Origin of the sequence: Negativicoccus succinicivorans, from assembly GCF_018372215.1 — a bacterium.
In the GTDB taxonomy this organism is placed as follows: Bacteria; Bacillota; Negativicutes; order Veillonellales; family Negativicoccaceae; genus Negativicoccus.
In genome coordinates this window covers 1-20,987 of record NZ_JAHAJN010000010.1, presented here as the reverse complement: position 1 = coordinate 20,987, position 20,987 = coordinate 1, and the positions used below count along the sequence as shown (strand labels likewise).

The window sequence follows — 20,987 nt, the reverse complement described above, 5'->3', positions numbered from 1 at the left end:
TCTCAGGTACTCTTGGTTTCTTTTTAGCTAGCCTCGTACTTTTGGCTCTTTTTAGCTAGCCTCAGGTACTCTCAGGTGTTCTCAGGGATTTTTCCTGCCCTGAGGTAAACGAAGGTAAGAAAAAAGGGTACACTACTCCCTTGGAGTTAGCATACCCAAAAAAATGGGTATGCAAGAGTGCTCCCCTTGCATACCACATGCGTTTGCATATATAATAAATATGCAAGGGGTTTAGTCGGAGAAACTAATATTTCTTGCGCGCCTATTTCAGTGCCAGCTGAAATAGGCTTCTTTATTTTTAAGCATACATATCCTCCATTTTCTGCGCATCAACAAGCACTCGACGACCTACTTTAATAGTAGGAAGCTTACCTTCGCGAGCTAATCGATAGAGAGCAGCTTCGGTAACACGTCCGCAAAAAACTGTTCTGCGGCCTCTGAAATAGTGATATACACCTTTTCAGAGAAATAGTCGTTTTTGTCATCATCAACACCTCCCAACAAAATAAAATGCTAAAATGTTAAAATGTTAAAATGTTAGAATTTAAAAATGTAAAATGGTATAATCAAAATAGGTTTGCGCATCGATACAAACGAGCATGTGTCACGACCAACAAAATTCGATCTATCTGTTGAAAAAATTCTATTTAGTAAAACTAGTTCTGTTTATTAGATTATAGCGCATGTTTTTGAATAATGCAAGGGGGCAGCATTATGTTAAGTACAAGGTTCTCTATAAACTTAAGAAGATTGCGTCATGACTATGGGCTGACGCAAGAAGAGCTTGGCGAAATACTTAATTTAGCAAAGTCGCAAATTTCTTTCTATGAAAGAGGTCTATCGTATCCTAAAGCGGATTTAGTGACTAGGGTTGCGCAATACTTTAATGTTCCGCTGACACAACTTATTGAGACCACTATCAGACCTGATTTCTATTTGCGTGAGGTCGTTACGGGAGAAAATATAACTATTCATCTCCCAACAAAAGACGGAGTAGAAACCTTAACCGGTGAGCCGGGATTCATTAAAATTCCGGCCCAGGCGGATCTTAGTGATATTGGTCATCCCCGCCGTGATCTTCTTAAATATGCAAATTTTATGCTTTTATTTCCGAAAGAAGGGGAAAGGAGTGCCATAGCCTCTTTTTTCTATGAGCATTTTAATGAATTAGGTCGTCAAAAGATAGAAAACTTATTTAGGCTTGATGAATGGGTGGAAGATGTAGAGCCAACGATTACTTATGACGGTTATCCTCTTTTATATCAATTATTTCAAGTCAATAATAAAGGCTCATGGATAAACTCACCACTAACTAAACCTGCCACCAATGTAAATGTTTTGGCATTAGCGTTACCGCAAAATGATGCCATTATCCGGCTATATATACAGCCTGAAAATAGTGGTTGCAAATTACATGCAAAACGTTGTCAAGGTTTAGATGAACTACTCGTAGAGTGGCTACAAAAAAGCAAAGAAGAGTGTCAAACCATTGCGCGAGAGTATTGTCTGCAAATTATGAAAGCAGAAACTGAAGCGGAAGATTGGTTTGAAGAGAACTACGTCAACGCTGATGCGTATGACAAGCAGTATAATTTAAGACGATTTCTTAAAAGGCGCGGTATTGAGCCGGGAGTAGATTAGAAGAGTAGACTAGGAGATTTATATGGATAAGCGGCAGTTAGCATCGACGATTTGGAACTCAGCAGATCAGATGCGATCCAAGTCCAAAATAGAAGGAAATGAGTATAAAGACTTTCTTTTAGGTTTCATTTTTTACAAGTACCTATCGGAGAACGAAGAAAAGTTTTTTAAAGACGAAAAAATTCCGCAAGAAAAGATAGAGGAACTTAGTGAGGATGATGAGTATGCAGGATATGTAAGAGAAAATTTAGGATATTTTATTGCCTATGACAACCTATACTCAACATGGCTGTCTAAGGGCGGCGATTTTGAAATTTCGGATGTAAGAGATGCTTTATCCGCCTTTGACAGAAATATTGGCAAGGCCTACAAAAAAATATTTGAAAATATATTTAAGACGCTAAGCAGCAGCCTTTCCAAGTTAGGCACGAATGCTTCAACACAAACTAAAGCGGCAAGGTCGTTATTGCGCTTAATTAAAAGAATTCCGATGGATGGCAGCCAAGACTATGATGTCTTGGGCTTTGTTTATGAATATTTGATTTCTATGTTCGCGGCGAATGCAGGCAAGAAAGCGGGCGAATTTTACACACCTCATGAGGTGTCTGTTTTGATGTCTGAAATCATCGCTGAAGAGCTAAAAGATAGAGATGAAATTAAAATTTATGATCCGACATCCGGCAGCGGTTCTTTGCTCATCAATATCGGGAAAGCGATGAGCAGATATTTAGACAGCGACAACAAAATAAATTATTATGCGCAAGAACTTAAAGAAAGTACCTTTAACTTAACACGCATGAATTTGGTTATGCGAGATATTAAGCCTGCGAATATTAACGTAAGAAATGGCGATACGCTGGAAGATGATTGGCCATTTTTTGAAGATGGTAGAAAAGAAAGCACTTATAAATTAGTAAGCGTGGATGCTGTTGTTTCTAATCCGCCTTATTCACAAAAATGGAGTCCTCAAAATAAGGAAAATGATCCCAGATATAAATATTTCGGATTAGCGCCCAGAGGAAAGGCTGATTACGCTTTTTTACTCCATGATTTATACCATTTAAATAACAATGGAATTATGACCATTGTTTTGCCTCATGGCGTGCTATTCAGAGGCAACGCGGAAGGGGAAATAAGGAAGAATCTGATAGAAAAAAACAAGATTGATACAATCATAGGTCTTCCTGCTAACATATTTTTTGGAACCGGTATTCCAACCATTATTATGGTTTTAAAGCGCAACAAAAAAAACACTGACGTTTTAATGATTGATGCGTCACAAGGCTTTGAAAAAGTAGGAAAAGGCAACAAGTTAAGAGCTTGCGATATTAGAAAAATTGCAGACACTATACGGGACAGAGTAAGTATAGAAAAATATTCTCGAGTAGTATCGAAAGATGAAATAAGAAAGAACGACTATAATCTGAACATTCCTCGCTACGTTGATTCATCGGAGCCGGCAGAGAAATATGACTTGTACGCCACGCTGCTTGGGGGCATTTCCAAGTCTGAACTTAATGAATTAGGTCGTTATTGGAATGAAATAAAGGGCTTAAAAGAAGCAATTTTTCGGACAGACGATGGAGAACACTTCTATCCCAAAACCGAGAATTTCAGCCAAATAATACAGGAACATGAGTCATCAAAAAACTATCTCGCAAGATATCGAGAGGCTTTTAGCGGCTTTAAAGAAACACTCAAAGAGGATTTGATTGACGATATTTTGGATGTTGAAATCACAGCAGAAAGAGAAAAAATTGTACAAGATATCTTTGACCGATTAGCCAAAGTAGAGCTGGTCGATAAATATGAAGCCTATCAGATCTTTTCGGATAACTGGAATATTATTGCGGCGGACCTTGAGATGATTCGCGAAGAAGGCTTTGAAATCATCAACTCAGTAGAGCCCAATATGGTCGTTAAAAATAGACAGGGAAATGATGACGATATTTTTGAGGTCCAAGAAGGATGGAGAGGCAGGATATTGCCTTTTACATTAGTCCAAGTGAACCTATTAAAAGACGAAGTTAAAGAAATCAACTCTATAGAGAATAGGATTGCGGACATCGCATCGGAGTATGGAGAGATACTGGATTCGCTGGAAGAAGATGAGAAAGATGCGGACTATGTCAAAGAGGACAACAGTGCCTTTGTTAATGCGGAAGTCAAAAAATACATGAAAGAGGCCTATGATGAAATAGAAACGGATGAAATAAAGATACTGAACGGCTACCTTGAATTATCTACAAAGACGGAAAAAGAACAATATATTCATGACCATAATAGCATTGACTGGAATTTGATCAAAAAAGGAGCAAGCGGATCCTACACAAAGACTGACATCAATAAAAAAATAGCTGAAATTCAAAAAACTTTTACATTTGCAGAAGACTCCTTAGAAAGTAAGCTTCAAAGTGTTGTTCTTTTGATTGAAGAAGAGTCTGCGCTAAGGTCAGATTTGAGAGTCAAGAAAGGTGAACTCCACATCAAAACAAAAGAGCTTATTGAAAATCTGGATGAAGACACATTGCTAGACTTGCTCTACAAAAAATGGATAGAACAGCTCGTGATTCGTTTGGACGAATTGGGTCAAAACGTGCTTGCTACCCTTGAAGAAAAGATCCAAGCTATGAACGAAAAGTATGCGAAGAACCTTGCTTCGATAGAAGAAGAGTTAAACCGCACGCAAGAAGAATTTATCGCCATGTCCAATAAGCTTGTGGGAGATGAAAAAGACATAGCCGGCATAAAAGAACTTCAAAAATTATTGGAGGTATAAAGCATGAGGCAAAACAAAAATGTGCCCCAAATAAGGTTTGAAGGATTTACTGACGATTGGAAACAGCATAAGTTGGGGAAAGTTGTTCAAATAACAATGGGACAATCTCCTGATGGAGACACATATTCAGAGATACCAAGCGATTATGTTTTGGTTCAAGGAAATGCTGATTTAGAAGATGGCTGGGTAAAGCCAAGAGTTTGGACAACACAAATAACTAAACAAGCTGATATCGGAGATTTGATTATGAGTGTGCGAGCACCTGCTGGAGCAATGGGGAAAACTGCTTATAGTACGGTAATTGGGCGAGGCGTTGCAGCAATTAAAGGGAATGAGTTTATCTATCAATTGCTTGTAAAGAGGGACAAAGAAGGCTGTTGGAGGAAAGATTCGACGGGTTCTACTTTTGAATCTCTTAATTCGGATAGCCTCAAAAATGCGGAAATAAAGACAGCATCAAATGAAGAGCAACAAGCAATTGGGGAGTACTTTTCAAAACTTGACCACCTTATCACACTTTATCGGCAGAAATACGAAAAATTTCTCGACTTAAAAAAGGCTATGCTTTACAAGCTTTTCCCAAAAGAGGGAAAAACGACTCCGGAAGTACGGTTTGATGGCTTTAGTGAAGAATGGGAAAAACGAAAGCTAGGGGATTGTTTTTCAGAAAGAATAGAAAGTTTTCCAGAAGGAGAGCTTTTGTCAGTTACAATAAATCAAGGAATAAAGAAGTTTTCTGAACTGGATAGGAAAAATAATTCAAATGATAACAAGAATAAATACAAGAAAGTATATATTGGCGATATTGCTTATAATTCCATGAGAATGTGGCAGGGTGCAAGTGGTTACTCCCCCTATGAAGGTATAGTAAGTCCTGCATATACTGTTCTTAGTCCTAATGATGGAATTGACTCAAAATGCTTTTCTTATCTATTCAAGCGGGCTGATATTACGCACATGTTCCAAATTCACTCTAAAGGAATTACTTCGGATAACTGGAACTTAAAATACCCTGATTTCAAGGAGTTAGAGGTTTATGTATCTCGTAATTATGAGGAGCAAAAAGCAATAGGAGAATACTTTTCTAAACTTGATCAACTTATAGCACTTAACAAAGAAAAGCTTGAGAAACTAAAGAATATTAAGTCATTGTTGCTTGATAAGATGTTCGTCTAGGAGCCGAAAAATGCTATTTAACACGGAAGCTGAATTTGAAAAAGCGGTGATTGACACTTTAGTACAATATGGCTGGGAAAAAGAGGTTATTTACTATCCTACCGAAGAGGAGCTTATACAAAATTGGGCGGATATTTTATTTCAAAATAATCGGTCAATAGATAAGCTGAATGATGTGCCTCTAACGAGAACGGAAATGGACCAAATTTTAGAGCAGATTACTGCCCTGCAAAGTCCTATGAGGCTCAATGGTTTTATTAACGGCAGGAGTGTCTCGATTAAAAGGGATAATCCTGACGATAAGCTGCATTTGGGTAAAGAAGTCAGCTTGAAAATCTATGACAGGCAAGAGATCGCCCTTGGGGATAGCAGATATCAAATTGTTTGCCAGCCGAAATTTAAAGCGAAATCTTCTATCTTAAATGATAGAAGAGGCGATTTGATGCTGCTTATTAACGGCATGCCTGTGATTCATTTGGAGCTGAAAAGAAGCGGTATTGAAGTTAGCCAAGCATATAACCAAATCGAAAAATACTCCCATGAGGGGATTTTTAGGGGTCTCTTTTCTCTTGTGCAGATATTTGTAGCCATGCAGCCGGAAGAAACCGTTTATTTTGCTAACCCTGGAGAAGGAAAATTCAATCAAGACTTTTATTTTCACTGGGAAAATTTTAATAACAAACCGATTAAGAATTGGGCAGATGTCATAGCGAACTTATTGAACATTCCGATGGCGCATCAGTTAATCGGGTTTTATACGGTCGCTGACAGCAGCGATGGTATTTTAAAGGTCATGAGATCTTATCAATACTTTGCGGCCAACGGCATAGCCGAGAAAGTAGCGAAAAACAATTGGTCTGAAGGCAATCAATTGGGTGGTCACATATGGCACACAACGGGATCCGGAAAGACCATGACCAGTTTTAAATCGGCGCAACTTATTGCGTCTTCCAATGACGCTGATAAAGTTATCTTTCTCGTGGATAGGAAAGAGCTTGCTACACAATCTTTAAGTGAGTATAGGGCCTTTAAAAATGATGATGAATCAGTGCAGGCTACAGAAAACACCAACGTCCTAATTAGCAAGCTAAAGAGTAATGATTACGACAATACGCTTATAGTCACATCTATTCAAAAGTTATCCAATATTAGTGCGGACTCGGAAGCTTTAAATGCAGCTGATGTTGAATCTATTGCGAAAAAGAGACTGGTCATTATTGTTGACGAGTGCCACAGGTCTACTTTTGGCGAAATGCTAGCAACGATAAAGAAAACTTTCCGAAAAGCTCTTATGTTTGGGTTTACGGGTACGCCTATTCAAGAAGTTAATATCAAGAAAGACAGTACCACACCAACGATCTTTGGAGATGAAATTCATAGATATACTTTATCAGATGGTATCAGAGATGGAAACGTTCTCGGATTTGATCCGTACATGGTAAAGGTGTATCCGGACGAAGATGTTAGAATGCAGGTCGCTTTGCATGAGGCTAAGGCGGAGTCTCTTGCCGACGCTATGGCGGATAAAAAGAAAAAAGAAGTTTTCCTCAAATTTATGGACTCTTCTAAAGTGGGCATGTGCGGAAAAAGCATCAATAACAAATGGGTCAAGGGCATAGAAGACTATGTGCCCAATGCGCAATACGAGACGGAAGCGTATCGACGGGACGTCATTGCTGATATAAAGAAAAAGTGGCCTTTATATAGTAATGACAATAAATTTCACGCGATTTTTGCTACCTCCAGTATTCCTGAAGCGGTTGCTTACTATAGGCTTATGAAGAGCGAAATGGCAGAGCTTAATATTACCGCTATGTTTGACCCGACCATCGATAACAATGGACAAACCTCTCTGGATAAAGAGGATGGCATTGTAGAAATGCTTGAAGACTATAATGCGAAGTATGATATGTCATTTACGATTCCGACTTATGATAAATTCAGAAAGGATGTCAGCACCAGACTTGCTCATAAGGAGCCATACGAAAACATCAACAGAGATGAACAAATCGACATTTTGATTGTTGTCAATCAAATGTTGACGGGGTTTGACTCTAAAAGAGTGAACACCCTGTACCTTGACAAAGTGCTTGAATATGAAAATCTCATTCAAGCGATTTCAAGAACGAATAGGGTCTACAACAGAAAAGAAAAACCATTTGGAATTATAAAATGGTACAGAAGACCCAACACGATGGAGAGAAATCTAAACGAAGCGATAAAAGCATATTCCGGAGATGTTCCGCAAGGTTTATTTGTGGATAAATTACCCGCTAACATCAGGAATATGAACAATGGCTTTGAAAATATAAGAGATTTGTTTGAAAACGCCGGTGTTGAAAATTTTGAAAAACTACCGGAAGATGGTCGAGTCAAGGCGAAGTTTGCGAAAGAGTTCAATGCATTTTCAAGGTATCTGGATGCGGCTTTAATTCAGGGGTTTGAGTGGAGCGTGAAGGAGTACAAAGATAAGACTGAGGGCTCTACCGTTTCTGTCATCTTCACAGAAGAAGACTATTTAAAGCTTTTAGCCAGATATCATGAATTACCGAAAGCTGACCCGGGGGACGGAATCGATGATGTTCCCTTTGATATAGATACTCGAATTATAGAGCACGATAGTGAGAAGATTGATAAGGACTATATGAACTCTCGATTTGAGAAATATATCAAGTTATTAGCGGAGGATGTTTCCCCAAAAGAGGTGGAAAAACTAAGGAAAGAACTGCATAGCTCATTTTCCATGCTTTCCCAAGAAAGACAAAAACTTGCGGGGATCTTACTTTATGACATTCAGTCCGGCAATATTGAACTGAATCCAAATAAAACTTTTAACGATTATATCAATGAAATGCTTGGTAAGCTTGAAAACAGCAAAATAAAAAGAGTCGTTAAAAATCTTGGTTGCTCTGAAGAGCTTTTACGAGAGCTGTTCAGAAAGGGAGTTACTGAGACTAACATTTCTGAATATGGAGTCTTCGATGAATTGAAAGAAAGTTGTGATCGAGAGAAGTCACGGAAGTTTTTCGAGGCCGCACATGGAGAAAGCTATTCTGATAGCTACCTGTCTATGTATATAGATGAATATTTGCGGTACTTTCTTTTGCATGACGGAGAGGATCAGTTTGTCGAAATAGACTATGAAGAGGCTCTCAATGAGGAATATAAAACGAAAGAGTACAAGCAAATCGATGTTGCTCTGACCGAAGAAGACATAAAGGATACAAAAATTGTAACTACGGTTCCCACTGCGCAACTAAGCTCATGGTATAAAGAAGGCGGTGCCTTGGCATCGATTATTGAGAGCGATGCGTTTGCTTATGTCGATGATCATTTATGCCTGAACAAAGATACTTATTTGGAAAAGAAAGCATCCGGTGTCCTTGCGCTAACGGATTATGCGAAAGAACATGGAGAAGAGTGTTTCTTAAAGTTTATTACAGACGAAGATGGAAAGCTTAAATATGTGACTTTACCGTCAGCTCTGGGATCTAAATCGTTTAACTGTCATGACCATATACCGGAAGAGTTATTGGTCCAATACGGTTTAGTAAATGAGATGTCCGGTGAAATGTTAAAAGCTATAAATAATCTTGAGTTTGGCGATGCACTACAAAAACTAATGAGTAAACAAGTATGCAACTATTCATTCAGGCTTTTAGAAAATACCACGGGGTTAGGCAAGTTAATTATTAGCAACATGAGGAGAGGTGTAAACTTAAACAAGCTCAATGTAATATCGACTTGCTTGGGAGTCCATATGCCGTCACGAGTGTCGAAAAAAATGCTGGAATTAGCAGGGATTACTCTTGATGTGGATTTGCCGGGGAAAGAAGGAGTGGAGAAGGCCACTTACGATATGCTGCTTCATCTTAAATGGGCAACTGATTATGACGATATTATAAAAGAGCTGGCATCGCAAAATTTGAATCACCTTTTAAGCGAGCCAAAATCCAAATAAATAACACGCATCAACAAAAGGGATCGGATTGCAATCCGATCCCTTTTAAATTGGGTAATAAACTTTCGATAAAGAGTCTCATCAAAGTCTACTTTTTTATGCCTATAAAAATAACAAGGATTGTAGTATTATAAATGTAGAAATTATGTTATTAGTACGTCGCACAAAAGATCAATAGATTATTATGACGAAAGGAGAAATATTTACTATGTTACGAGCATATATTCGGGAAGACGTTACGTTGCCGGATAAAAAATCTAAAGAAGTTCAAAGATTGGTCGATGAAATGGAAGCGTTATATATGGAATTACAAACGATGAACCCAAACGGACCGGAATACATGGACAAGCTGTGGAAATTTTATCAAACAAATGAAGAATTGGATATTGCAGCTAAATTGGATGACAATGTTGGCCGCGAAGATTATGCACGATATTGTTTTCGTTACTATATAGGAGCAGATGAAGATGAAGATAAATGATTTTACAAACATCTCCAAGCCGACCGGAAAAGGTTTAGAACGATGAAAACTTTCGGCTATGTACGAGTTTCGACAAGAGAGCAAAATCCGAAACGCCAAATTGACGAATTAAAGAAATACATATCCGATGAACGCGATATTATTGTTGATCGGATTACCGGTAAAGTTGGAGATCGTCCCGGACTGGATTTATTAAAGCGGCTGTTGCGCCCCGGCGATGAATTATATATTCATGAGCTGGATCGACTAGGACGAAATAAAAAAATCATCAAAGACCAACTACTTTATTTTAGAGAGAAAGAAATAACGGTTCGAGTACTTGATGTTCCGACTACTTTAATTGATTTTTCTAATTATGGAGAATTAGGAAAATCAATTATGGATATGGTCAATAATCTGTTGATTGAGGTTTTATCTACTCTTGCGGAAACAGAAATGTTGCGCACTAAAAAAAGGCAAGCCGAAGGCATTGCCGCAGCGCGCGCCAGAGGTATAAGGCTAGGCCGCCCGAAAAAAGTATTACCGCCGGAATTTTTTCCAATATATGATCGGTGGGTAAAGAAAGAAATAACAGCAGTAGAAGCGTTTCATACATTAGGTATTTCAAAAAATACTTTTTACCGTTGGGTCAGACAATACAAACGAGAGATACAAAATGCACCAACTTGCATATGTGATTAGCAAACAAGTGGCCGACTATCTACGCGCAAAATATTTAGATATACAGTTGTTTTTATGGACAAAGAATGGAGCGCGAAAGAAGATCAGCGGATTCGGATTGCTCAAAACATGAAAAAGAATCGTATCCAATAAAAAAGACGGGAGATTACACTCCCATCTTTACCCTACGCTTTGTCGTTTGCAGATCTGTCTTTTTATTGGTTTCGAGTGATTAACAGGTCTTCCGTTTTGGCAAAGGTGCTTGCTACCAAGTCGTTGGCGCCAATTTTCGCCAGCCAAGGCGTGGCAAGTTCTGTTTCTAAATATCCGGCCAATATGCGTAGTCCTTTATACTCCATAACAGTTTTTATTTGAAATAATTGCTCATTAGAAAAAAGATCGGGACATCGGTTAATGAAAAAGGCCAGATCGTAAAAATCGCGGATATTTTCTTGTTTCGCGAAAGCGGCCAGCTTCATGTCGATTAATACCTTCCAATCATATACCGACACTTCATATTTATCTCCGGTAGAAAAGTTTCTCCTGAACCTATTCTCCCATTCATTCGATAAATTCACAACTTTTGATGATGCGCGCAATCGAATTGTTTTCAGAGATTTCTTTTGTGATGGCAAATGAAGACCAAATTTTTTAATCGGATCGACTTGGCTTTTTACAAACTGGTCAAATCAGCGTAAAAGCACTACCATGAAAGCGACAGATGCTTTTTAGCGCGTCAGCACGAACTCATCGATTATGAAGGCGGAAGGAGCAATATGGAAAATATTATTTTAGAACGTCTGCGAGGCGAAAAGGGGTGCGGCATTTCCGGCGGATTGTACGAATACACTAAAGTTTGGCTGACATATACTTCCAATACGATTGAGGGCAGCACGGTCAGCTTGGAGGATACCCACGCTATTTTAACCACCGGACGATTGAACGGCAAAGACTATCCGAAACTGAATGACGCGATTCAAACGCGTAATCACGGCATAGCATTCGATTACATGCTGGATATCGCGGAGCAAACGCTCACGGAAGAACAGATAAAGCATTTTCACCACCTGCTGTTTTGGGGAACAGAGGAAGCGATGAAAACTTGGTTCGCCGTCGGGGATTATAAAAAAGAAGCCAATCGGATCGGCCTGCTGACCGAAACATCATCGCCGGAAGAAACGCCGGAGCATATGAAAACATGGCTGCATGACTGGCAGAGCGAAACGAATCCGCAACTGAAAGAAATCGCTCTGGCGCATTACGGTTTTGAAACCATTCATCCGTTTCAAGACGGCAACGGTCGTGTCGGTCGCTTGCTCATGTTCAAAGAGTGTTTGCATCACAACATCCCGCCGCTTATTATTAGCCCGGAAATAAAACCGTGGTATATGACCGCGCTTAATGAGTGCCGGCAAGGCTTGCCGAATCGTTTATTTGAAACCTGCGGCAAAGCGCAAGATGATTATCAATTCATTTGCGCGAAATTCATAAGAGAGTAGCCCTTGCAATCTGACTACTAAACATGATCAATAAAGAGCTTTTATAACTTTAGGAGGAGCATAGCTATGTTAAAAGCATATATCAGAGAAGCCTATCCCATCCCTCAAAATTTATCGGGGGAAATAAAAGAATACGTTGATCGGTTGGAAGAATTATATGTCATTCTAAACAAAATGAGTGACGAAATGAGTGACGAAATGGGTGACGAAGATCCCGAATACATGTCCTTGCTTTGGGAATATGAAGATAAACAGCAATGGCCGGGCATAATGGCGAAAACAAAGGAAGGCATATCGCAAGAGGATTTTGATGCTTTATATTTCAGATACTATATCAGTTAAACGAAATTTTTCCGACGTATAACCGGCGGATAAAGAAAGAAATCACCGCAGTGGAGGCCTTTCATACATCAGGCGTTTCAAAAAACTTTTACCGTTGGGTCAGACAATACGAACGAGAGGTGTACCGGCAATGAACACGTTTTTATTAATGCATAAAAATATCGAAGTTTTAGAGGTACGAAAAGAACCGGATATGGATTATTTCCAAATAAACGCCATCATCAATGCGGAACATTTGCCGGTGAATATGTTAGGGGAAAATAATTGCAATAACCATGAATTGAATCGGTTTTTGAAGCATAGGGTTATTCCTAAAAATCGACCTAATCTTGAGGAAATAAAAGAATATTATCAAGCAAACAGTTCGTATGAGTTAGCCTTACCGTCCTATATGGTCAGCATCGCTGATCATTATTGGCTTTGTCCGGAAGATAAAAAACAAGACTTGAACTGGGAAAAGGTGAATTTCTATGACAATGATTTTTCATCAGACTTATTATTTTTATCATTAGATCAATCAAGCCTTGATGAAAGCGAGCGAATGAATCCGACCCCCAACACAACCAATAACGGGTCATTACCGCAAATGTGGACAAAGAAAGATAGTGATCTGTTTTTTATAAAAAACGGGCAAAGGTCTTTTTATCAACAACCTTATAACGAAGCCGTAATTTCGGACATGATGAAGATTATGAATATGCCCGGTGTTACGTATGACTTGTCTTATATAACGGCTGCGGATGTATCGATATGTCCGTCATTCACAAATTCGCGAATTGAATTTATCCCGGCATGGCAGTTTGTTGCTAAACCAAAACTGAACCATGAAAGTTATTACGAATATTATCTGAAAGAAATAACCGAGTGCGGTATGGATCAGGAACGGGCGCGAAAACAGCTGGAACAAATGATTATACTTGATTTTATTTGTGTGAATGAGGATCGCCATTGGGGAAATTTCGGCGCTTTGCGAGACAGTGATACATTGGAATACATCGGTCTCGCGCCCATTTTTGATAACGGCAGCAGCTTAGGATATATGAACTTATCAATACGGAATCATCAGATTTATGAACGCTCCAAATCATTCGGCAATACCCATCAAAACGAATTAAAATATATTCGTCATATGGACATGGATTCGTTGGACATCTGTGATAAAATACCGGAGATTTTGGACAGAAATTATAAAAAGCTGCGACACCCCGCCTTTGGGGAAGAGCGCGTTGAAGAGATAGCCGCTTTACTGGTAGAAAGGATTCACGACATGGGAAAAGGAAAGGAAAGCAAAAATGCGACGATTCGTGTTGCAAAGTCCATCGAGGAAAAGGAATTGGAACCGGAGTTCGATGAAAAAGCCTTGCCGAAAGACCTGCAACAAGATATCCAAAATTGGTTAGATTATCAAGACGATGAAAGAAATTGGGATGTTTATCATAATGAGCTTTACGGCACGATTAATATGTACCAACACGCGTATGTAATCAGTGAAGAAGTCGCCGATTATTTACGAAAAAAGTATTTGGGATTTTAGGAGATAAAATGGACATAAAAATTCCTAAGTATCTGCAAGATACACTGGACAAACAAAAACGGTTAGAAGAGGAATATGAAAAAACAAACGATATTTGGATCGACTTGAAAGTCAAACTCGTGTGGGAAGAAGTTTATGCGGATATCAATCAGGCGCTGATTCATGACGTTATTACCGAAGCCGAAGCGCGCGAGCTTCGAAAAAAATATTTAGGAATTTAGAAGGTTACCACGATTGTACATAAGGAGAAAAAGAATGAACATTGAAAAAATACGCATTCCAAATTCGTTACAAGAACAAATCAAAAAAATAAAGTTGCTGGAAAGTGAAATAAAAAAAGGTGGTGAAAAAGGTTTGGAGGCAGAATGTATGTTAGGTTTTGAGTTAGGAAATATTCATCCGACTATCAATCGATGCTTAATGGCAGGCGAGATAACACCGGAGGAATCGCATTTTTTACACGAAAAATATTGTGTTGAATTTATAGAAGAGGTGTTACATAATTGTGAAACCTATAATAAGTGATTTTACGCACTTTGAAAAAATCACGCCCCTTAGATTTGACGGAGCAAGTTATAAATATGCCGTTCAAGGAAACGATTCTCTATATATTTTAAAGTTTGAAGAACATCCCCGGCGCAAAGCTTCCATTTCACACACGCATCATCACACATCAGAATATATCGGATCCCATATTTATGAATCGATCGGACTGCCGACACAAGAAACTTTTTTGGTAAAACGAGACGATAGAATCGCCGTTGCCTGCAAACATTTTTGCCAAGGAAATACGCGGCTGTATTCGTTCAAAGAATTGGCCACCGATTTTATGCATCCGTCTATTTCAAAAAACAGCGCATCGCAAGCGATTACCACTCTTGAGGGAACGCTGGAGCTCATTTCAAAGCAAACTGTTTTTCAACCGAAGGTATTAACCGACAGATATTGGGATATGTTTGTCGTGGATGCGTTTATTGCTAATTCGGATCGTCATAACGGGAACTGGGGATATTTGGTCGACAACCATACATTTGAAGTTTCTTTAGCGCCGATATATGATTGCGGATCATCTCTTTTCCCGCTTTTAACAAACGAAGAGATGATGACCTGCTTACAAAGCGAAAGCATGATGAAACAACTTTCCGCCAATGAACCGTCCTCTACCGTTCGTTATAAGGGAGCTAAAATTAACTTTTTGGATTTTTGTCGGAATTATGAAAATCCCGACTTCCTTGCTGCCGTAAAACGAATCGTGCCGCGAATTGATATGGATACAATCAAAGCCATTATCACCGATACCCCCGTCATTACAGATATCAGAAAAGAATTTCTTATTCATTTATTGACACTGCGAAAAGAACTGCTTTTAGAGCCGGCCTTAAAGCGCGCCATGAAAGCGGAAAAAGAAAATTCGTTTAATGAGTCCGAGTCGATCGACAAAGGTTTGGAACGCTGAAAGCATTCGGCGATGCGCGAGCTTCAACAAGAGAACAACACGCGCATGTAATCCGTGAAGAAGTCGCGATTATTTGCGCAAAAAAGTATTTAGAATGAAATAAATGAAGGGAGGTAGAACGATGAGGACGTTAAGTCTATCTGAAATAAAAGAACGAATTATTCCCGTTTGCGAAAAGTACGATATACCGGAAGTATATATTTTCGGATCGTATGCCGACGGAACGGCCCGACCGGACAGTGATGTTGATTTAATTATTGATAGCACAAACGTACAAGGATATTTGCATTTAATTAAAATAAGAAATTCAATGGAGGAACAGCTGGGGAAAAAAGTAGATATTGTTACGTTAAATGCATTGCGAGAACATGCGGACAAAATATTCAGTCAGGAGGTTTCCAAATCGGCAAAACCTATTTTTAAAAAGGAAGAAGAACCGAAGAAAAGCATTCGGCGATGAGCGAGTGTCAGCGAGGGGACACGTCCTCAAATGATAAAAGGATGAACTGAATGATTCCTTCCTGTTCCTTCCTTAAAAGGCTCTCGCGCCGGATGGAGGCGGCTTATCGTGTATCTTTTGCGAAATAAGGACAAAAATCTTTTAACTTTTGAAATCATTAAAAAAGAAACGGAAGTCACGTCTCCGGCAACAACGAGGGCGCAAGTTGGCGTTGCGTATCAAGTCCGCGTCGATTCGCTATGTGAAGATGTCGCGCAACTGCCGCTGCAGATGCAGGGGGAAACCGTCGGCGCGGAGAAATTGGATCGCCGCTTAGAGAACTGGCTCAAATCAAGAAAAGTGCCGGAAAGCAGAGCGTTCGCGGATTGTCTCATGAAGGCGATTGACTCCGGCGCGAACCCGTTTACGTGTATCGATGTTACTTACGGACTTTCACTTAACGATTCGTTTTGGATTTGTCCGGTAAGGGAACGCGATGTATCGTGGGAGGCGGTCAATGCATATCAAAACGCATTCGATGATCGGGTCGCGCGGCTCGCGTTTACCGGTGTCGGCGGTCGGATTGACGGCGTGATAACGACGCCGGAATTTACGACAGGCGGCGCATTGCGGAAATGTTGGCAACGGGAAGAGGATCGGATTTATTTATATAAAGGCGGCAGTGAACGCTTCGCTAATGGCGGGCTGGAGCCGTACATGGAAACATTTGCAGCGGAAATCGCCAAGGCGATGAATTTGAACCATGTTCCCTACAAACTGACGGAACTTCATGGCGTTACCGTCAGCAAATGCCCGCTTTTTACGGATGAAAACACCGGCTTTATTTCGATGTATGATGCGCTGGGGGCGGAATATTTTCAAACCCATTCGCTAAACGATCCGCGAACATGGGAAGATATCGGCGAAAGATACGGCATGACGCAGTGGGAAGACATGCTTTTGTTTGACGCGGTAATCGCCAATGAGGATCGACACTTGGGCAATTTCGGGTTTTTACTGGACACGAATAGCAATTGCCTGAAAGGCCCCGCGCCGCTCTTTGACCACGGAAACTCTCTCTTTTTCAACGCCACCGATGAGGAGTTCGCCGATATTTCTGAATATGCTCCGACCCGTCGCAGTTGTATCGGACTGTCGTTTGAAGAACAAGCGCAACTATATTTGCGCCGTCGCCATTTGCCCGGCTTACAAAAGCTGGCAAAACTGACACTGCCACGATATAAAGATCCTCATATCGATTTCATCGCGACGCAATTAGAAAAGTATCTGCACAGCATATCGGAGAAATTGATTCGGTCGTATCAAGAATAGCGGCAGACATCGCGGGCGATCACCTCGGCAATGCTCGTATTAGCTGAGAGGTAATTTAATCGCTAGCGATTTCGTGCTACAATGAAATCAGGCGAAACACATATAGTTAAAAACTATAATCGAAAAGAACGGGTCGCACCCCGTCCTTTTCCCTTTCTATTTTCGTCGCCGGAGGTAGTTTTTGTAGGCGGCAAGGATTACACCAACACCAAAGGGTGGTAAAGGTTACACGAGTTACACAAAACACCCAAACCAAACGCGTCTCCTTTCCTCGGAGGCGCTTTTGGTTTATCAAAATTTTGCCGATTTCTCGTTATCATCGCCGCTCGATATGGCGTTTGATTGGCTTGACTAAAAGGGTCTTCGTGCTAAAATAAGGGTGCAGGATGACTGCTAGAGAGGGTGCGAGCAAGGTCGCGCACGCAAGAAAATCTACGGAGCAGCAAAAAGGACGGGGTGCACCCCGTCCTTTTTGCTTGCATATTTTGTTATTAATGATGGTTTCCGAACCGGCAGGATTACATTTTTGCGCGTTACAGAGTATGGCACGGATTTTATTGGGGACTTGATTGCGATTCACTTTTCTAAAAAGGAACGTATTTCCGCAACGGTTGCTTCATTAATTTCGGAAACGTCTTTTTGTTGCTCCGCGTCCAGCATCTCGCAAATAAATGCTTGCTGTTGATGTAAATCTTGCGTTTCCGTTTCCGTTAACGGTCGTGACCATTCGTGATCGATGGCAGCCGTGATTTCGTCCGAATTGTTTTGGGAACGGAAAAGTTCGCCGGCGCGATTGCATACGACGATTTCGCTGAAGCATTTCGTGTTCGCCAGATAAATAAGATTTTCTTTTAACAAAGAAACGACTAAATCATGGTGCTTTTTATCCACGGTGCGGGCGTTGTCTTGCTGCAATCCTTGAAACAGTCTTGTCATGGTACCAGTGAAGCTGACTTCCGGCTTCATCGCCATAACATACAGATCGACTTCATATCCGCACGCGCGCAAGCGGTTCGCGGTTCGTTCGGGCACTTCCGTTGTACGCAGCGTTCCCTCAATCAGCAAGTTGTACTTTTCTTTTGCCAGCCGCTCAATTAGTGCTTCCGTGATCGCGCCTGACCATTGGGCGGTGTGTTTCGGGTGATCCGATCCGTATTCCCTTTGAATTTCCGTGTAATGCGGATGCGAATCGCGAAACTCGTCGGTATTCAGAAATATAAAATTATTATCTTTACGATTAACGAGCTTCACAATGCTGCTTTTGCCGCTCCCGGGTTGACCGCCGGTAAGAATGGCGCGCGGGTTGAGTGCCGGCGTTTTGCTCCGAGTAAGTTGGTCATGATAGTATTCAATCTGTTGATTGAGTTCAAATTTTGTGTAATTCATAAAGTTTATCCAAAATCTCTAACACTAAGCTTGCTTGAAATTTGATTTTCAACAGTTCTTCCAGATTGTCCGTGTGTAATGCTGTTTCGCGATAGCCTTGAATTTTTTCAACAAATGGCAGCAGATGTTCCGGAATCGGCTTCTTTTTTTGTATCCAATTTCGCCCGCAAAAGCCGGTTACTGCGGCGATCAGTTCCACAACTACTTCGCGTTCAAAAATCATCATCGACGGGCTTAGTTCAACTTTATATTCGTCCATGGTATTTCCCCCTTTGAAAAAGATTTATTGCAGTTGCTTTATAAGCTTTCATAATCGAATTCGCAATCGTTCGCAAGGGTTTTCATGTCTATCGTCGGTTCATTCGCTGCCATCCGAGCCGATTCATAGTCTTCCGCGTCCTCCATTTGCGCCAGCACGGATTCCAACACTATTGCCGAAACACTTTTATGACGGAGTCGCGCATAAGCGATAATGGCCTGTTTTTCCTTTGCAGTGCAGCGCACCGTTATTGTTTCGCTCATAACAACCCCCTTTGTAACAATGTAACACAGGGGAGTTGTATGCACAATCATTTTCGCTTTTCCATGCATAAAGTCAATCAGCATTTTATGGTTTCATATTTGACAGGTGTTTTCCTGTATACTATAGTTAAATTATAAAAGCGGTTCGCCCGTCCAGCCAAAACGGGAGTGGAAAAAGCGGTTCGCCCGTCCAATCAAAACGGGAGTGGAAAAAGCACGAGGGGGCGAAAGCCCCCTTTTTCATACGAGAGGAAATCTGAGTAAAGCTGCATTGTTTTATTACATTGAGAAATAAGAGGTCAGAAAAGGACGGGATGCCACCCGTCCTTTTTACTTGCTGCTCTTTTTATTCAATCTTTATTTTTTGCCTGATTATTTATTATATCTCGCGCTTCCTGCTCATAATTTTTTCGGATGTCATATATTAATGGAAATTCCGCGTTAAAATTTTTTTGCGCCGATTGAAACACTTCTGTCAATGGCTCAATGCTTTTTCCCACACGAGATAACTGCAAGGCGTTTCGATAAGCTTGCGCGCTTTCACTATGAATACAAATCGGATCTTGGTTGCATACCAAGCATTGTTTGAGAAATAAAAACCGACCGATGCGACCGTTGCCGTCTTGGAACGGATGAATGATTTCAAATTCCAGATGAAACTCCGCCATATCTTGCAATGTCATTTGGCGTTCATTGTATTTTCGCAATAAATATTCCATTTTTTCCGGCACTTCATGCGGCTGCGCGACCGCGATGCGTTTGCCGGCCGGTCCGATAATGACGTTGGGGATTTTTTTGAATACGCCGGCGAAACCGTGCTCGTCGTCAGACGTATATTGCTTTAACAGTTGATGATATTCTCTTAACTTAAATACGGTAAGAGGGCTTTGGCAGTTTTCCACAATGTAATCGAATAAATCAAGTGAATTTTTAGTTTCCGCAACATCATTCCATGAATGCCCACCGCAGACAATCTTGTCGTTCAGTAAGGTTGTTATTTCCGGCAGAGAAAAAGTGCTTCCCTCAATTTTATTGGTATGATACAGAAATTTCACTTTGAAATCGTCATATATGCCGTTGGAAGTGTTTTTCAGTACCTGCAATGTGCTCGCGATATCCAACATTGCCATGTTCCTTTCTGCGTATTCATGCATCTCGTAAAGGCGGAAAACAAATTACTGCTATTTGTATTCTTATTATACTATACGCATACGGCTTCAGATTCTCAGCTATTGCCGCTTCGATTACGTCGGTACGCTTGTTGATTTTCTCCAAGGCTTGTAAAAAGAGCGTCGCTGTCCGGTCATCATTGGGTATGATAGACGACGTTTAAATGTTAAAATGTTAAGAGATTTTAGTAAACAAAAAAGGACGGGGTATCAGTCCTTTTATATGGGTGCTATAGATAATTCATCGTATTGATTGGAGAAAGCATATGGAATTGACAAAAGCAGAGATTAAATTACTAAGAAAAGCTTATAGCGCTATGGCTGACACGCACAGCAAATATCACTCGGAGTCCGAAAAAGACATATCTGAGTTTGAAAACAAATTCGAACCAATTCCGTCAGAATATCGGTATTTACTCAAGGAATTTGGTGGCTGCCATTTTGTTGATCCATGGATTTTCACTTTAGAGGAATTAGGCTGTGAATACCCTGCTTTTATTGCAAACTATAGCGACGACGAAGAAAGCAACATATCAAATAATACTGTTTTTCCTATTGGCGGTTTAGGTGATGGAAGTTTAGTTTGTATTTTAAAGGAAACAGACAAAAT

General features: G+C 40.3%; 20 protein-coding genes. 15 read left to right on the top strand and 5 right to left on the bottom strand.

The window, feature by feature from the left end; genetic code table 11:
* Window positions 1–714 precede the first annotated feature (714 nt).
* The 6 genes from KIB08_RS05825 to KIB08_RS05800 all read left to right on the top strand — a co-directional run bounded on the left by KIB08_RS05825 (window position 715) and on the right by KIB08_RS05800 (window position 10,719).
* Window positions 715–1,641, top strand: a complete 927-nt coding sequence (locus tag KIB08_RS05825) for a helix-turn-helix domain-containing protein (RefSeq protein WP_303990762.1) — start codon at window positions 715–717, stop codon at window positions 1,639–1,641.
* A gap of 22 nt (window positions 1,642–1,663) precedes the next feature.
* Entirely contained in the window at window positions 1,664–4,420 is a 2,757-nt protein-coding gene (locus KIB08_RS05820) for a type I restriction-modification system subunit M (protein WP_303990759.1), read from the top strand.
* 3 nt (window positions 4,421–4,423) lie between these two features.
* Entirely contained in the window at window positions 4,424–5,596 is a 1,173-nt protein-coding gene (locus tag KIB08_RS05815; RefSeq protein WP_303990758.1) for a restriction endonuclease subunit S, read from the top strand.
* 10 nt (window positions 5,597–5,606) lie between these two features.
* Window positions 5,607–9,557 carry a type I restriction endonuclease subunit R gene (locus tag KIB08_RS05810; protein ID WP_303990755.1) on the top strand — a complete coding sequence of 1,317 codons (3,951 nt, stop codon included), beginning with the start codon at window positions 5,607–5,609 and terminating at the stop codon, window positions 9,555–9,557.
* 208 nt (window positions 9,558–9,765) lie between these two features.
* Complete coding sequence (locus tag KIB08_RS05805; protein ID WP_303990752.1) at window positions 9,766–10,038, top strand: hypothetical protein; 273 nt, start codon at window positions 9,766–9,768, stop codon at window positions 10,036–10,038.
* Between the two features lie 42 nt (window positions 10,039–10,080).
* The gene (locus KIB08_RS05800) at window positions 10,081–10,719 is read left to right on the top strand and encodes a recombinase family protein (protein WP_303990749.1); all 639 of its coding nucleotides are present in this window, start codon (window positions 10,081–10,083) and stop codon (window positions 10,717–10,719) included.
* Window positions 10,720–10,913: 194 nt separating this feature from the next.
* Here the strand turns inward: KIB08_RS05800 and KIB08_RS05795 are convergent, their stop codons facing one another.
* Complete coding sequence (locus KIB08_RS05795; RefSeq protein WP_303990746.1) at window positions 10,914–11,177, bottom strand: hypothetical protein; 264 nt, start codon at window positions 11,175–11,177, stop codon at window positions 10,914–10,916.
* A 297-nt stretch (window positions 11,178–11,474) separates the two neighbouring features.
* Here KIB08_RS05795 and KIB08_RS05790 point away from each other — a divergent pair, with 297 nt between their 5' ends.
* The 8 genes from KIB08_RS05790 to KIB08_RS05755 all read left to right on the top strand — a co-directional run bounded on the left by KIB08_RS05790 (window position 11,475) and on the right by KIB08_RS05755 (window position 17,300).
* The gene (locus KIB08_RS05790; protein WP_303990743.1) at window positions 11,475–12,197 is read left to right on the top strand and encodes a Fic family protein; all 723 of its coding nucleotides are present in this window, start codon (window positions 11,475–11,477) and stop codon (window positions 12,195–12,197) included.
* Between the two features lie 66 nt (window positions 12,198–12,263).
* Window positions 12,264–12,539: a hypothetical protein gene (locus tag KIB08_RS05785; RefSeq protein ID WP_303990740.1), complete on the top strand. Its 276-nt coding sequence runs from the start codon at window positions 12,264–12,266 to the stop codon at window positions 12,537–12,539.
* A gap of 130 nt (window positions 12,540–12,669) precedes the next feature.
* Entirely contained in the window at window positions 12,670–14,073 is a 1,404-nt protein-coding gene (locus tag KIB08_RS05780) for a HipA domain-containing protein (RefSeq protein ID WP_303990737.1), read from the top strand.
* Between the two features lie 8 nt (window positions 14,074–14,081).
* Window positions 14,082–14,294 (top strand): hypothetical protein, encoded by a 213-nt coding sequence (locus tag KIB08_RS05775; protein ID WP_303990735.1) that lies wholly within the window; start codon window positions 14,082–14,084, stop codon window positions 14,292–14,294.
* Window positions 14,295–14,328: 34 nt separating this feature from the next.
* Complete coding sequence (locus KIB08_RS05770) at window positions 14,329–14,598, top strand: hypothetical protein (RefSeq protein ID WP_303990732.1); 270 nt, start codon at window positions 14,329–14,331, stop codon at window positions 14,596–14,598.
* Window positions 14,579–15,529 carry a HipA domain-containing protein gene (locus tag KIB08_RS05765; protein ID WP_303990730.1) on the top strand — a complete coding sequence of 317 codons (951 nt, stop codon included), beginning with the start codon at window positions 14,579–14,581 and terminating at the stop codon, window positions 15,527–15,529. Before KIB08_RS05770 ends, KIB08_RS05765 begins: the two co-directional genes overlap by 20 nt.
* Window positions 15,530–15,650: 121 nt before the next feature.
* Window positions 15,651–15,989, top strand: coding sequence for a nucleotidyltransferase family protein (locus KIB08_RS05760; RefSeq protein ID WP_303990725.1), 339 nt, complete (start codon window positions 15,651–15,653; stop codon window positions 15,987–15,989).
* Between the two features lie 108 nt (window positions 15,990–16,097).
* Window positions 16,098–17,300 carry a protein kinase gene (locus KIB08_RS05755; RefSeq protein ID WP_303990722.1) on the top strand — a complete coding sequence of 401 codons (1,203 nt, stop codon included), beginning with the start codon at window positions 16,098–16,100 and terminating at the stop codon, window positions 17,298–17,300.
* Between the two features lie 576 nt (window positions 17,301–17,876).
* Here KIB08_RS05755 and KIB08_RS05750 read toward each other — a convergent pair.
* The 4 genes from KIB08_RS05750 to KIB08_RS05735 form a co-directional block, all read right to left on the bottom strand.
* Window positions 17,877–18,686 carry a zeta toxin family protein gene (locus KIB08_RS05750; protein WP_303990719.1) on the bottom strand — a complete coding sequence of 270 codons (810 nt, stop codon included), beginning with the start codon at window positions 18,684–18,686 and terminating at the stop codon, window positions 17,877–17,879.
* Window positions 18,667–18,945 (bottom strand): hypothetical protein, encoded by a 279-nt coding sequence (locus KIB08_RS05745; RefSeq protein WP_034440288.1) that lies wholly within the window; start codon window positions 18,943–18,945, stop codon window positions 18,667–18,669. The genes KIB08_RS05750 and KIB08_RS05745 overlap by 20 nt, the downstream gene beginning before the upstream one ends.
* A gap of 38 nt (window positions 18,946–18,983) precedes the next feature.
* Complete coding sequence (locus tag KIB08_RS05740) at window positions 18,984–19,208, bottom strand: DUF6290 family protein (RefSeq protein WP_156101887.1); 225 nt, start codon at window positions 19,206–19,208, stop codon at window positions 18,984–18,986.
* A 350-nt stretch (window positions 19,209–19,558) separates the two neighbouring features.
* Entirely contained in the window at window positions 19,559–20,338 is a 780-nt protein-coding gene (locus tag KIB08_RS05735) for a Fic family protein (protein ID WP_303990701.1), read from the bottom strand.
* Window positions 20,339–20,643: 305 nt separating this feature from the next.
* Between KIB08_RS05735 and KIB08_RS05730 the strand changes: the two genes are divergently transcribed.
* Window positions 20,644–20,987: SMI1/KNR4 family protein (locus KIB08_RS05730; RefSeq protein ID WP_303990699.1), on the top strand; the 344-nt coding region annotated here is incomplete at its 3' end.

Excerpts from the sequence above, each read along its gene's own strand:
- KIB08_RS05825 (WP_303990762.1), top strand. The coding sequence starts at position 715 with ATGTTAAGTACAAGGTTCTCTATAAACTTAAGAAGATTGCGTCATGAC.
- KIB08_RS05820 (WP_303990759.1), top strand. The coding sequence starts at position 1,664 with ATGGATAAGCGGCAGTTAGCATCGACGATTTGGAACTCAGCAGATCAG.
- KIB08_RS05815 (WP_303990758.1), top strand. The coding sequence starts at position 4,424 with ATGAGGCAAAACAAAAATGTGCCCCAAATAAGGTTTGAAGGATTTACT.
- KIB08_RS05810 (WP_303990755.1), top strand. The coding sequence starts at position 5,607 with ATGCTATTTAACACGGAAGCTGAATTTGAAAAAGCGGTGATTGACACT.
- KIB08_RS05805 (WP_303990752.1), top strand. The coding sequence starts at position 9,766 with ATGTTACGAGCATATATTCGGGAAGACGTTACGTTGCCGGATAAAAAA.
- KIB08_RS05800 (WP_303990749.1), top strand. The coding sequence starts at position 10,081 with ATGAAAACTTTCGGCTATGTACGAGTTTCGACAAGAGAGCAAAATCCG.
- KIB08_RS05795 (WP_303990746.1), bottom strand. The coding sequence starts at position 11,177 with ATGAAGCTGGCCGCTTTCGCGAAACAAGAAAATATCCGCGATTTTTAC.
- KIB08_RS05790 (WP_303990743.1), top strand. The coding sequence starts at position 11,475 with ATGGAAAATATTATTTTAGAACGTCTGCGAGGCGAAAAGGGGTGCGGC.
- KIB08_RS05785 (WP_303990740.1), top strand. The coding sequence starts at position 12,264 with ATGTTAAAAGCATATATCAGAGAAGCCTATCCCATCCCTCAAAATTTA.
- KIB08_RS05780 (WP_303990737.1), top strand. The coding sequence starts at position 12,670 with ATGAACACGTTTTTATTAATGCATAAAAATATCGAAGTTTTAGAGGTA.
- KIB08_RS05775 (WP_303990735.1), top strand. The coding sequence starts at position 14,082 with ATGGACATAAAAATTCCTAAGTATCTGCAAGATACACTGGACAAACAA.
- KIB08_RS05770 (WP_303990732.1), top strand. The coding sequence starts at position 14,329 with ATGAACATTGAAAAAATACGCATTCCAAATTCGTTACAAGAACAAATC.
- KIB08_RS05760 (WP_303990725.1), top strand. The coding sequence starts at position 15,651 with ATGAGGACGTTAAGTCTATCTGAAATAAAAGAACGAATTATTCCCGTT.
- KIB08_RS05750 (WP_303990719.1), bottom strand. The coding sequence starts at position 18,686 with ATGAATTACACAAAATTTGAACTCAATCAACAGATTGAATACTATCAT.
- KIB08_RS05745 (WP_034440288.1), bottom strand. The coding sequence starts at position 18,945 with ATGGACGAATATAAAGTTGAACTAAGCCCGTCGATGATGATTTTTGAA.
- KIB08_RS05740 (WP_156101887.1), bottom strand. The coding sequence starts at position 19,208 with ATGAGCGAAACAATAACGGTGCGCTGCACTGCAAAGGAAAAACAGGCC.
- KIB08_RS05735 (WP_303990701.1), bottom strand. The coding sequence starts at position 20,338 with ATGGCAATGTTGGATATCGCGAGCACATTGCAGGTACTGAAAAACACT.